We start from the raw sequence: 12734 nt of genomic DNA, 5'->3' as shown, positions 1-12734 counted from the left end.
GATTTACCTTTAGTTCTTTTTTAAAATTTGAGGCTTTCCTTAACATCAAGTTTACCCTTTTGTTGTTTTATTATAAACGGCTCTCAAAATAATAAATGGAAAGGAATTCACATCCATCATTTGGCTACATAAAACAGTTAGGTACTACACAATTTATAAGTACATCATACAAAAGGAGGTCATGAAAATGGCAAATAATCGTAGTTCAAACAAATTGGTAGTACCAGGAGTTGAGCAAGCCCTAGACCAAATGAAGTATGAAATCGCACAAGAATTTGGTGTACAATTGAATGCTGATGGTACCTCTCGATCTAATGGTTCAGTAGGTGGAGAAATTACAAAGCGTCTTGTACAAATGGCTGAACAGCAATTAAATGGCGGTTCGCCACAATAATTATCCTCATCACACCTCCAATCTAAATAAATATGGCACTTAAGAAGTAGGATAGATCCTACTTCTTTTTTTGAAGAATAAGAAAGTTTAAAATTCGAGAAGGTCTAGCTACAGGTGTCATCGGCTCGAGGTCGCTTCGCTCTCCTCCTTACGATAAGTCAACATCGCCTCGTTAGCACTCGCCGTGTTTCCGTTATCTCATACGGAGCGCTCCAGTCCATACGCCGCTAAACGGGCGTTTGCGCTTTTCTTAGGAGGTAGTATTCTAAATATCCAATAAATTGATAAAACGAAATACCGTGGTATCGACAAATGGGAGACTCGAATTCATGAGGGAGGACGATAACACGGTATTATCGCTAGTAAAAACGTCGAAGACGAATTCAAAAACGTTTATACTAACGATTATTTGTTATTTTAAACAATAGTTAGTAAATTTAATCAAATAAGATATCTTATAATTATAATAAATTGATTGAATTGCCTTTTTTATCTATCTGACCTTTAAAAAAATGGGGTCTTTAACTGTTGACCTTAGAGGGATGAATACCTATAATTAAAAGGTTATCATTACATATATAAATTAGGTGAGAAAAATGGATTTTGATATTCAATTTTTATCTTTCTTTGTTATTGATTCTGATGGTCAAGGTGAACAAGGATCAAAAAGCTATAAGCATTACCAGACGTTAGATGAAAAATCGTATATAAATCATCCTTTAAGTGATTTTTTAGAGGGTGAATTAATGAAGATTTCAAAACGGAAAGTCGAAAGACATCCTAAATCTGAACAAGTGCCAACAAAAATAGGACGATTTCATGTTGAGGAAGGCTACGATCTAGCATCAAATCCCAACTTTAATCAATTTAATAAAATTCGAACGGCAGCTACATCTGAGGATTTTCAACATAGTTGTGAGCAACTCGTACGGTCGTATATGGATACAAGCTCCATACGAGGTGGTGCCTTGATTGTAGCGAGAGCAAAATTAAATAAGTATTTTGATGAGCCATTTGTCTTTGTCTTAAAATGTGATTTTGAACCGAAAGTTGCGACAATTACAGATGAAAAGAGTTTAATTCAACAAGTTGAAATGGCGATTACTACAAAAAATATGAAATCCATCCAATACCCATACATGCCAGAAGAAGGCATGATTGAAGAGTGGGAGCTGAAAATTCATCAATCGTCTCACTCTCGATATTTTGAGGACTTCCTTAAGTATGTTGAATATGAGCGGTCAATGCCTGAAATTGTAAAAGATCAAGTGATTACAATGGCGAAGCAGTATTATGAGGATACAGGAGCTATGCCTCAGTATAATATCAAACAGTCTGAGGATGAGGAATCGGAAGAGCAAGAAGTAACCGAAACAACAGAAGCACCGCAAACTGACTTTGACACAACGATGGAAGTATGGGCAACGAGCCCGAAACGGGAACTCCAAGAACAATGGTCATCTGAGCAAGTAATGGAAGCTTCGTATCATCTCGTCGAGCAAATTCCAGAACTCGATTTATCGTTTAAGTTAGATCATATGGCGGTGAAAGCTTTATTATCTGATTTTGGGGTAAATGTTCATATCGGAAAACAAAATGGGCGCTATTATGTTTTGTTAGAAGGCGATCGATTAGAGTTTGGTAAAGGGGCTTCACCCGTTGAATTTTTAAGGCCGAATGAGATGAAAGATATCATAGATAAAATCGGAAAATAAGCGGTGTACTATTTTGTAATTCTAGAAATCGTGATCCATGTTGTGCTCATAAGTAAATGCACAATATGGATTATTTTTATTCGATTAGCATAGAAAGCTATTGATGACGAACAATAAACAAGAGGTGAAGCTCTGATGAATAAAGAGATTACGACGGCATTAACGACAATTGGTATTGCTCAATTATTAAAAGTTCCATTAAATAAGCAAGCAACGGGAACGTGGAACTGGAAATCGGTAATAGAAAGTGGGAATATGCCAAGTTCACACTCCGCTGGTGTGACAGCTTTAGCGACATATATCGGGTTGAAAAAAGGTTTTAAGACAGTTGATTTTGCATTAGCAGCTGTTTTTGGGTTGATTGTAATGTATGATGCACAAGGTATTCGAAGGCAGGCCGGGGAGTTAACGATAAAAGTTAATCATTTAGATGAAGAAGTGGACAAGCTTGCAGGACATGAATCACAGGCTGCTCACGAGGAAAAGGATCGTAAATTAAAAGAAATGCTTGGGCATCAACCACAGGAAGTAATAGGAGGTGCATTATTAGGAGCATTTACAGGAGCAATAAGCTACCTATTATATGAAAAATAGAGGTTTTCTTCATATGAAGAAAACCTCTATTTTTATGATAGTTGATTATTGTCAATGGGTAATCGAACCGAAACCGTTGTCCCTTGACCAACCTCACTATCAATTTGCAAAGACCCATTATGATTTTGAATGATTTTAAAGGAGACAGTCATTCCAAGCCCTGTCCCTTTTTCTTTCATCGTAAAAAATGGTTCACCAATTTTTTGAAGTCGTTCTTTTTCAATGCCACAACCTTCATCAATTACTTCAATACATACCATATCTTGTTCCTGAAAAATGTTAACATGAATCGAGGTTCCTACCTTTGATGCTTCAATCGCATTTTTAATTATATTAATAAAGACCTGCTTTAAATGATAGGCTTCACAATCGATAAGTGGTATTTGCTCTGCAGCTTTTACTTCAATCGTTATTCCGGTCATTTTTGCTTCAGAAGACATCAAATCAATAACACTTCGTATTAAATTAACGATATTATTTTTTGTAAATGATTCTTTTTGTGGTTTCGCAATTAATAAAAGTTCATTAACAATAATGTTAATTCGTTCTAGCTCATTATCCATAATGTTTAAATAAAAATTGTTGTCACCTTTATTTTCTTGAATTAATCTAACAAAACCTTTCAGTGATGTTAATGGATTTCGAATTTCATGTGCGACACCAGCAGCTAATTGACCGACGACGGAGAGCTTCTCATTTTTCGCGATAAGTTCTTCGGCACGTTTAATGTCGGTAATGTCTCGACCGATTACAAATAGCGCTTTTCGTTTTCCGTCTTTCGTAAATAGAGGAACTTTTATGACTTGAAAGGTCTTTTGTCCTTCTTCAAGTAGAAGGACTTCTTCAAATTGAATTGGCTTTTTCTTTGCCCATGCTTCTTCGTCAGTTCTTACGCATTCTAAGAAATGTTCACGGTAAGCAGGATATAATTCACTCAGTTCAGCATCATTTTTTCCTAAGTAATCTTCATCATGAAGCTCATATAACTTATAAGCAAAGTCATTGAGCTCTTTCCACCGATTGTCTCCATCTTTAATTGAAATGAAGTCAGACATCGCATTAATGAGAGACGACAGCATTTCTCTTTCTTCTTCAACTTTTTGAATTTTGTATTGGTTTCTAAAAAGAAAAAAGAATAACACCCCAGATACAATGATGAACAACCAACCTTTAAAAGTTCTCCATATTTCATCTATATTAGTACTTTGTTCCATGTGAGCTAACATTAAGTCTGTTGATAAAATCCAAATAATTCCAAGTGATATATATATCATCGGTATTTTATAGTAAGGTTTTATTTTAAATAAGCGTTTTATAGCCTCCATATTATCCGCCTTTCATAATAAATTCAACGACTATTATAACATTAGTTACACTAATGTTTATAAGATAATTATTGTAAATCTTTTAGCTTTACGAAAAAAAAGTTATAATGAGCTTTAGTATGTTAGTTTAGAGGTGATTAAGATCGGAAAACAGTATACGATAGGATTATCAGGTCATATTGATCACGGGAAAACATCCTTAACGAAAGCACTGACAAATATTGAGACTGATCGTTTAAAAGAAGAGCAAGACCGTAATATTTCAATAGAGTTAGGATATGCGTATCTACAGCTATCAGAAGATATCGCGTTATCGGTCATTGATGTGCCAGGACATGAGCGATTTATTCGGCAAATGATAGCAGGTGTAGCAGGAATTGATTTAGTCCTCCTTGTAGTGGCAGCAGATGAGGGAGTCATGCCACAGACGAGAGAGCATATTGAAATTCTATCGTTGCTCGGAATTGAACGGGGAATAATTGTAGTTACGAAAATTGATAATGCTGAAGATGAATTACTATCATTAGTAGAAGACGATATACGAACAGAGTGTGCAGGGACGTTTCTAGAAAACGCCCCAATTTGCTATGTAGATAGTCTAAGTTTAAAAGGGATACCAGAATTAAAAGGTATTATAAATGAAGAGTTGACGACTGTTCCTTGTCGTAATCCAGTCGGTCCTTTTCGGTTACCCATTGATCAAGTGTTTACTGTTCATGGACAAGGTACCGTAGTGAGAGGTACCGTCTATGAGGGAATTATTAAAGAAGGTGAACTTCTCGAAGTATTACCAAGTAGACAGAAGACTCGAGCAAGGCAAATTCAAGTACATCACCAACCAATCACGGAAGCAGTAGCAGGTCAAAGAGCTGCTATTAATGTTGGTGGTCTTTCCAAAAGTGAGCTGAAGCGAGGGGATGTTCTTGTATCCTCACAATATTATTCTGTAACGACGATGTTAGATGTTTCGCTAAAAGTCGTAAACAAACTAGAACATCCAGTAAAGCAACGAAGTTACATAAAGGTTTATATTGGAACGGCTGAAGTCTACGGTAAAATTGTAATGTTTGATCGTAATAAGCTACAAGAAAATGAAGAAATTCTTTGTCAATTGCAACTTGATGAACCGATCGTAACGAAAAGAGGGGATCGTTTTATTTTAAGGCGGCCTACACCAGTAGAAACGATCGGTGGTGGGATCGTAATAAATCCAATTGGGCAAAGATATCGTTTCGGTGAAAATACGATTGAAATGCTCAAAAGAAAACAAGTAGGAGAACCGAAAGATATAATTATTGAAACGCTTAAAATATATCATACCCTGACCCAAGAGGAATTAGGGATCCGAACGAGTATTAATCCAATTGAATTATTGAACACGATGAATGAATTAATCAAAGAAGACGTACTGTATGAGTGGGAAAAAGGGCAGTTTACACTCTATTCATTGTATGAGGAGATCCTTATGCAAATTGAGGCTGATCTTAGTAAATTTCATGAAGAAAATTCAATGCAAGTTGGTAAAAAGAAGGCAGAAATTATTCAAAGCTTTGGTTCAATCATCGAGTTAAAGCTTCTCGAACATTTTATCGAATTAGCAGTTAAAAAGGGAAAAATCATAAAAGTGGGACCATTTCTTGCTTTAGAAGGGTTTACTCCATATATACCGAAAGTATGGGACAAACGAGTCAACAATATTTGTGAAGGGTTAAAAAAAGAGGAACTAAATGTTTCTCCATTAAGTGAATGGTTTATAAAACAGCAATTACCACCAGCTCTTCAAGAAGAAGTTAAGTATTTTTTAGTTAGAACGGAACAATTATATGACCTTGATGATAAACATTTTATTCACAAGGATGTTCTAAATAAAGTAGTTTTATCTTTACGTAATCATACGAAAAACGAATTTTCATTAAAAGATGCAAAAGAAGTATTAAATGTCTCAAGAAAGTACCTCGTACCTTTATTAGAACTCCTTGATCGATTAGGATACACAAGTCGGGAAGAGCAAAATAGAGTTTGGAAAAGATAATAGACGTAACAAAATCCCGCTTAAAACATTATTAGCTGTAATTTGGCAAACATTTAAGGGGCATCGACATTGGGATACTAGTATAGTCAATGTCTTTGCATACTGGCAAATGATACATTAAAATGAAAAATGAACTACTTTTGTAAGAAAGGAAGGTTTTATGATGTACAAAGTAATTGTAGAATTTTGCATGATGTGAAACTTTGCACCAAAAGCCGCAAGTTTTGCGGAAGAGTTATTTAATCATTTTCGTGGAAATGTAGAAAGTTTGGAGTTAATCTCTAGTTCTGGTGGTGCTTTTGAGGTAACTGTAAACGGAGAAAAACTTTATTCAAAGCTTGAGACAGGTGAATTTCCTGAGTCAAGTCTGATTATTGAAAAGATGGAAAAAATGTAGGATAAGATACAAAAAGAGGCTGACAAAAAGTTATATCAGCCTCTTTTTCATGATGAAATTAAATGAGAGGAGATATGTAATGAAGGAATTACTAAGAGGATTGCCACCAATTCATGAAATTCAAAAGAGTGAAATGTTTTTATCTTTATTGGACAAGTATAACAGTTCACAGGAACTGCTCACTTTATTAGCTCAAGAGGTTGTTGGCCAGATTAGAGCCGATATGATGAAAGAGAACCTTGAAAATATTACAAATGCTGAACAATTACAAAACAGAATTTTTGTTGAGCTTGAAAAAGTAGTAAAGGAATTTTCAGACTATTCTTTGAAACGAGTAATTAACGGTACGGGTACGATATTACATACAAATTTAGGTAGAGCTAAATTAAGTGAAGAAGCAATTCATCAAGTTGTACTAGCTGCAAGAAACTACTCTAATCTTGAATATAATATTGATCTCGGGATAAGGGGGTCGAGGCACGATATTATTGAGAATGTAATTAAAACAGTTACCGGAGCGGAGGCGGCTATGGTGGTCAATAATAATGCTGCAGCCGTCTATCTTATTCTAAAAGCGTTAGCAAAAGAAAAAGAAGTCATCGTTTCGCGAGGAGAATTAGTGGAGATTGGTGGTTCGTTTCGAGTATCTGCAATTATGGAAGAAAGTGGTGCAAAACTTGTAGAAGTTGGGACGACGAACAAGACGCATCCATTCGATTATGAAAGGGCACTAACTGAACAAACAAGTATGATAATGAAAGTCCATACGAGCAATTTTAAAACGATTGGATTTACGGCAGCAGTTCCTTTAAAAAACCTAGTAAATTTAAAAACCAACTACCCTCAAGTGATTTTTTACGAAGATCTAGGAAGTGGGGCCCTGTTAGATTTTCGAAACTTTCAAGTTGGTGAAGAGCCAACAGTAAAAGAAGCATTAATAAATGGTGCAGATATTGTTTCTTTTAGTGGTGATAAACTATTAGGTGGTCCACAAGCGGGAATTATTGCAGGAAAAAAAGAAATTATTCAACGATTAAAAAAGCATCAGTTAGCGCGAGTATTAAGAGTGGATAAAATGACATTAGCAGCACTTGAAGCTACACTAAAAGCATATATTTATTCAGGTGAAAAGATTAATGAAATCCCAACTGTGAATGCAATTTTGGAGCCAATAACTAATATCCAAAAAAGAGCATTGCGTTTAATAGAAATAGGAAGAAGTTTACCGTTTCATATGAAGCTTGAAGAAGGTACATCACAAATTGGTGGAGGAACGATGCCTGGTGTTGAACTAAAAACGTACCTAGTATCAATAACATCTAAAAGTAGGAGTGCACAACAATTATTTAATGAATTACGACGGTGTGAGCCAGCGGTTGTGACTAGAATTATCAATGAAAAAGTACATATCGATTTAAGGACAATTACGGAAGAAGAAATCAACATTATTATTAAACAGCTTGAACAGCTCACTCAATCATGACATGGAAATAGCTGGTGGGAAAAAATGTGTTCCATTTTATGGAATCCATCAGTGGGATAGCAAAATACCACCACCACTGATAGAAGCCTTTCATTAACTTTCACCATCTGTTTGGCCAACATGGTTTCGTTGCTTAACTTTTTTTGAGCCTTTCATTGGGGCAGGTTGCCCAGGGTTTTCCCCTTTTGGAGCATTTTTTCGAATATCTTTGTAAGTATTGCGTTCTGTCATCAACTATCCCTCCTTATTTGAACCCGCATTGATAGTATCTAAAATCTTTATCTCGTTTATTCAAGGGTTTATGAATAAAGGACGAAGAAGTAATGAAAAATAAAATGAAATTAAAGAGGAGGGATATTATGCCTTATCATAAAGATAAACAACAATCGTTCCAAGCTGCGGAACAAGCTTTTGTTCAAGCACAAGAAGCAACATCTGATATTGATGCATCAAGAGCTGATTATGGATGGCATGTAAAAAAAGCGAAACAAGAAATAGAAGAAGCTTTTTCTCAAATTAATAAAGCCTTAACAAATGCATCAGAACACCAAAAAGAGCAGTTATATAAATACGAGCAAGATCTTGAGCAATTAAGAAGTCAATTTGAGGAATAAAAGCTAAAGAGAGCCATCGTATTGTAGGCTCTCTCTTCTTTTCAATGCTGTTATTGATTCTTCTTTTTCTTTTTATTATTTTGTCGTTGTTCTTCGGTCAAAGGCTCATTTGCCATTTCTTGACCAAACTTAGAATTGTATCCTACGTCTTTTCCTTGTCCTTTAGCAGCATTTGCTCCAGGAATAATGTGATTTGATTTTCTTTTAGTCAATGAAATCACCTCCATTACAGTAGTTTTTCTAAAAACTTAATTTTAATTTCAAAAATTCATTTATTCTTTAAGAATCTTTTGCTATTCTAGAGTAGGGGAAGTGACAAGCATTGGTAAAAGCGCTTTCGTTTTGCTTATCAATTTTAGTTGATCTTTACCCACTATTTCGACAATTTTGTCAATCTGTTATATAATAGCTTTTAGGAGGGAATACATATGACAAATAATACTTTTAACGCACGTTCATCTTTTGAAGCGAATGGTAAAAAGTATGATTACTATCGCCTTCAAGCATTAGAAGAAGCAGGTGTTGGAAAAGTCTCTAAGCTTCCTTATTCAATTAAGGTGTTATTAGAGTCAGTACTACGCCAAGAAGATGGTTTTGTAATTAAAAAAGAGCATGTTGAAAATCTAGCAAAGTGGGGTACTAACGAACTTCAAGATATCGATGTACCTTTTAAACCTTCACGTGTTATCCTACAAGACTTTACTGGAGTACCATGTGTCGTTGACTTAGCTTCTTTAAGAAAAGCAATGGCAGATATGGGTGGAGACCCACAAAAAATCAATCCTGAAATTCCAGTAGACCTCGTTATCGACCACTCTGTCCAAGTTGATAAAGCTGGTACAACTGATTCATTAAATTTCAATATGGATCTTGAGTTTGCTCGTAATGGAGAGCGTTATCAGTTCTTAAGCTGGGCACAAAAAGCATTTGATAACTACCGTGCAGTACCACCTGCAACAGGTATCGTTCACCAGGTTAACTTAGAGTATTTAGCAAATGTTGTACATGCGCTAGAACAAGAAAACGGATCTACTTTAACATACCCAGATTCATTATTCGGTACAGACTCACATACAACAATGATTAACGGTATCGGTGTTCTTGGATGGGGTGTTGGTGGAATTGAAGCAGAAGCGGGAATGCTTGGACAACCTTCATACTTCCCAGTACCTGAAGTAATTGGTGTTAAAATTACGGGTTCATTACCAAGTGGAACAACAGCTACTGACGTTGCTCTTAAAGTGACACAAGTGTTACGTGAAAAGAAGGTAGTAGGTAAATTCGTTGAGTTTTACGGTCCTGGTCTAGCTGAAATGCCACTTGCAGACCGTGCAACTATTTCAAACATGGCTCCAGAGTACGGCGCTACATGTGGTTTCTTCCCAATCGATAAAGAAGCACTCAACTACATGCGCTTAACAGGCCGCGACGAAGAGCAAATCAAATTAGTGGAAGAATATTGCAAATCAAATGATTTATTCTACGTACCAGGTGAAACACCAGACCCAACATACACGGATATCGTAGAAATCGACTTATCTCAGATCGAAGCAAATCTTTCAGGTCCTAAGCGTCCTCAAGATTTAATTCCGTTCTCTAAAATGCAACCTGAGTTCAGAAGAGCAGTTACTGCTCCAGCTGGAACACAAGGGCTTGGTTTAACTGAAGAAGAATTTAATAAAGAAGTGACAGTTAAACTTGCAAATGGAAATGAAACAACAATGAAAACAGGTGCAATTGCGATCGCTGCAATTACAAGCTGTACAAATACTTCAAATCCATACGTACTAGTAGGTGCTGGTTTAGTTGCGAAAAAAGCTGCTGAAAAAGGCTTACAAGTTCCTGAGTACGTAAAAACATCTTTAGCACCAGGTTCTAAAGTTGTTACTGGATACTTAAAAGATTCTGGATTACTTCCATATCTTGAGCAATTAGGATTTAACATTGTTGGTTACGGTTGTACAACATGTATCGGTAACTCTGGTCCATTAGCAGATGAAATTGAAAAAGCGATTGCTGAAAATGACTTAACAGTTACTTCTGTACTTTCTGGAAACCGTAACTTCGAAGGTCGTATTCATCCGCTAGTAAAAGCGAACTACTTAGCTTCACCACCACTTGTAGTAGCTTATGCTTTAGCTGGAACTGTAGATATTGATCTTAAAAATGATGTAATCGGACAAGATAAAGACGGTAAAGACGTATACTTTGACGATATCTGGCCAACTGCTGAAGAAATCAAAACTGTTGTAGAACAGACTGTTACACCTGAGTTATTCAAGCGAGAATATGAAAATGTCTTCAAGAGTAACCCACGTTGGAACGAAATTGAAACAACTGATGATGCTCTTTACAAGTGGGATGATGAGTCAACTTATATCGCAAACCCGCCATTCTTTGAGAATTTATCTGCTGAAGCGGATGAAATTGCTCCATTACAAGGCTTACGCGTAATAGGTAAATTAGGTGATACAGTTACAACTGACCATATTTCACCAGCTGGTTCATTCGGAAAAGAAACACCTGCAGGTAAATACTTAATTTCTAAAGGTGTAGAACCACGTGATTTTAACTCTTATGGTTCGCGTCGTGGACATCATGAAGTCATGATGCGTGGTACGTTTGCAAACATCCGTATCCGTAACCAAGTGGCTCCTGGTACAGAAGGTGGGTTCACAACTTACTGGCCAACAGAAGAACTGATGCCAATTTATGATGCAGCAATGAAATATAAAGAAGATGGTACTGGATTAGTCATCCTTGCTGGTAAAGATTACGGTATGGGTAGTTCACGTGACTGGGCGGCTAAAGGTACTAACCTTCTTGGAATTAAAACAGTTATCGCTGAAAGCTATGAGCGTATTCACCGTTCTAACCTTGTGTTAATGGGTGTACTTCCTCTTCAATTCAAAGAAGGCGAAAGCGCTGATACACTTGGTTTAACTGGTATAGAAACAATTGAAGTTGCCATTACAAATGAAGTGAAACCTCGTGATATGGTTAAAGTGACAGCAACGGACGAAGCTGGCAAGAAGACTGAATTTGAAGTTCTTGTTCGTTTCGACAGTGAAGTTGAAATTGACTACTATCGTCACGGTGGTATCCTGCAAATGGTTCTTCGTAACAAGCTGGCAGGCGAAAGAACAAAAGCTTAATAAAGTAAAAAACAAGGCTGATTGTATGATCAGCCTTGTTTTTTTTACTCCTATGGCTAAGCCTTCGTGTAGATTTGGTAATTTTACCTTATTTCTTAATAAAATACGTTGCTCGGTCAGTTTTAATCGTCATAAATTCTTTTGACGTTTCAAACGATAAAAGTTGTTTAATCGGCAACTCATAACTATTTAACGGCAGCTTTGCTTTTCCATTTGTATGAACCACTGTACCTTTCCCGCGTAATTGAATGGTATATGGATCAACGTAATCATCTGTGTCGTCCATTTGATGGACGACTTCTACTTCCTCGAGTGATAGAGTATTTTTGTCTAGATCGTCTCGTTCTTTTTTCTCAATGGATAATTGTTCACCTTTCCAATCATTTAAATGATTGAGTATGGATTGGATTTCTTCATTCGATTGGTCTGTCATTGTCAGTCCCCCTTCCATTTTACATTCATATTTTTTTCTATTTTAGCCAAACCTATGAACGAAATCTTAAACTTCTGTGAAAGTGAGGTAAAAAGTATGGGACGTACGAAAAAAGGGAATGCCAACGCTAACCGCAATAATAATGCAAAGAAGCAGGGTAAACAAAATCACCAGGAGGAATTTGCATCTTATGCTGAAATTGAATCTCAAAAAATGAGTCGTGACATGAAAAAGTAAGGAGAATTCAATAATGACTGTTCAAACTCAGATGCAACAAGCGATAGCACAAGCTCAAAGTGTTCAAGCAAGCCTCGTACAATTTTCTTTAGAAACAGAAAACCAAGAAGCCAAACGGATGTTTGAACAGATAGCACAGCAACAAAAAAATATTTGTAATTTACTTGAAGGACGTTTTCAACAGGTTTTAAATGAAGAGCCACAATTTCATCAAAATTAACAAATAGTAAATGGTATAAAATCCTTCTTTCAAGGAATTGATTCTATTCTGGATCGTGGCTGACTCCCCTAGTGTTATACACTGATAAAATATTTGTGTATTTCACTTTGATGAGTCAGCCCTCCTTATGTAGAA

The 12734-nt window shown here is 36.2% G+C and carries 14 protein-coding genes; 10 read left to right on the top strand and 4 right to left on the bottom strand.

The genetic code is table 11. From position 1 onward, the window contains the following. Positions 1 to 187: 187 nt before the first annotated feature. The 3 genes from J0N78_RS06730 (at position 188) to J0N78_RS06720 (ending at position 2703) form a co-directional block, all read left to right on the top strand. Positions 188 to 394 (top strand): alpha/beta-type small acid-soluble spore protein, encoded by a 207-nt coding sequence (locus tag J0N78_RS06730; RefSeq protein WP_209122265.1) that lies wholly within the window; start codon positions 188 to 190, stop codon positions 392 to 394. A gap of 596 nt (positions 395 to 990) precedes the next feature. Then, entirely contained in the window at positions 991 to 2109 is a 1119-nt protein-coding gene (locus J0N78_RS06725; protein ID WP_209122264.1) for a DUF3900 domain-containing protein, read from the top strand. A gap of 135 nt (positions 2110 to 2244) precedes the next feature. Further along, complete coding sequence (locus J0N78_RS06720; RefSeq protein ID WP_209122263.1) at positions 2245 to 2703, top strand: divergent PAP2 family protein; 459 nt, start codon at positions 2245 to 2247, stop codon at positions 2701 to 2703. Between the two features lie 32 nt (positions 2704 to 2735). Here J0N78_RS06720 and J0N78_RS06715 read toward each other — a convergent pair whose 3' ends face one another. Beyond that, the gene (locus J0N78_RS06715; protein ID WP_209122261.1) at positions 2736 to 4028 is read right to left on the bottom strand and encodes an ATP-binding protein; all 1293 of its coding nucleotides are present in this window, start codon (positions 4026 to 4028) and stop codon (positions 2736 to 2738) included. Between the two features lie 133 nt (positions 4029 to 4161). On the opposite strand from J0N78_RS06715, the gene selB reads away from it, so the two are divergent. From selB to selA, 3 genes are all read left to right on the top strand, one after another. After that, on the top strand, positions 4162 to 6060 hold the full coding sequence (selB, locus tag J0N78_RS06710; RefSeq protein ID WP_307794909.1) for a selenocysteine-specific translation elongation factor: 1899 nt from the start codon (positions 4162 to 4164) through the stop codon (positions 6058 to 6060). 160 nt (positions 6061 to 6220) lie between these two features. Then, entirely contained in the window at positions 6221 to 6457 is a 237-nt protein-coding gene (locus J0N78_RS26480) for an Rdx family protein (RefSeq protein WP_374193883.1), read from the top strand. A 79-nt stretch (positions 6458 to 6536) separates the two neighbouring features. Further along, on the top strand, positions 6537 to 7940 hold the full coding sequence (selA, locus tag J0N78_RS06700) for an L-seryl-tRNA(Sec) selenium transferase (protein WP_209122260.1): 1404 nt from the start codon (positions 6537 to 6539) through the stop codon (positions 7938 to 7940). 93 nt (positions 7941 to 8033) lie between these two features. On the opposite strand, the gene J0N78_RS06695 is transcribed toward selA, so the two are convergent. Continuing rightward, entirely contained in the window at positions 8034 to 8171 is a 138-nt protein-coding gene (locus tag J0N78_RS06695) for a small acid-soluble spore protein P (RefSeq protein ID WP_209122259.1), read from the bottom strand. Positions 8172 to 8299: 128 nt separating this feature from the next. Between J0N78_RS06695 and J0N78_RS06690 the strand changes: the two genes are divergently transcribed. Then, positions 8300 to 8554: a DUF2524 family protein gene (locus tag J0N78_RS06690; protein ID WP_209122258.1), complete on the top strand. Its 255-nt coding sequence runs from the start codon at positions 8300 to 8302 to the stop codon at positions 8552 to 8554. Positions 8555 to 8604: 50 nt separating this feature from the next. Here J0N78_RS06690 and sspO read toward each other — a convergent pair whose 3' ends face one another. Next, positions 8605 to 8766 (bottom strand): small acid-soluble spore protein O, encoded by a 162-nt coding sequence (sspO, locus tag J0N78_RS06685; protein ID WP_075386108.1) that lies wholly within the window; start codon positions 8764 to 8766, stop codon positions 8605 to 8607. A 216-nt stretch (positions 8767 to 8982) separates the two neighbouring features. Between sspO and acnA the strand changes: the two genes are divergently transcribed. After that, positions 8983 to 11709, top strand: a complete 2727-nt coding sequence (acnA, locus tag J0N78_RS06680; RefSeq protein ID WP_209122257.1) for an aconitate hydratase AcnA — start codon at positions 8983 to 8985, stop codon at positions 11707 to 11709. 88 nt (positions 11710 to 11797) lie between these two features. On the opposite strand, the gene ymzB is transcribed toward acnA, so the two are convergent. Further along, a complete protein-coding gene (gene ymzB / locus J0N78_RS06675) occupies positions 11798 to 12142 on the bottom strand; it encodes a protein YmzB (RefSeq protein WP_209122256.1) in 345 nt (114 codons plus the stop codon). A gap of 96 nt (positions 12143 to 12238) precedes the next feature. Between ymzB and J0N78_RS06670 the strand changes: the two genes are divergently transcribed. Both J0N78_RS06670 and J0N78_RS06665 read left to right on the top strand, forming a co-directional pair. Beyond that, positions 12239 to 12379: a hypothetical protein gene (locus tag J0N78_RS06670; RefSeq protein WP_209122255.1), complete on the top strand. Its 141-nt coding sequence runs from the start codon at positions 12239 to 12241 to the stop codon at positions 12377 to 12379. Between the two features lie 13 nt (positions 12380 to 12392). Then, the gene (locus tag J0N78_RS06665) at positions 12393 to 12599 is read left to right on the top strand and encodes a DUF1657 domain-containing protein (protein WP_209122254.1); all 207 of its coding nucleotides are present in this window, start codon (positions 12393 to 12395) and stop codon (positions 12597 to 12599) included. The last annotated feature ends 135 nt before the right edge of the window (positions 12600 to 12734 follow it).

Origin of the sequence: Alkalihalobacillus sp. BA299, from assembly GCF_017745675.1 — a bacterium.
Lineage (GTDB): Bacteria > Bacillota > Bacilli > Bacillales > Bacillaceae_F > Alkalihalobacterium.
The sequence above is the reverse complement of the archived record's forward strand: the minus strand, read 5'-3'. Positions and strand labels throughout refer to the sequence as shown.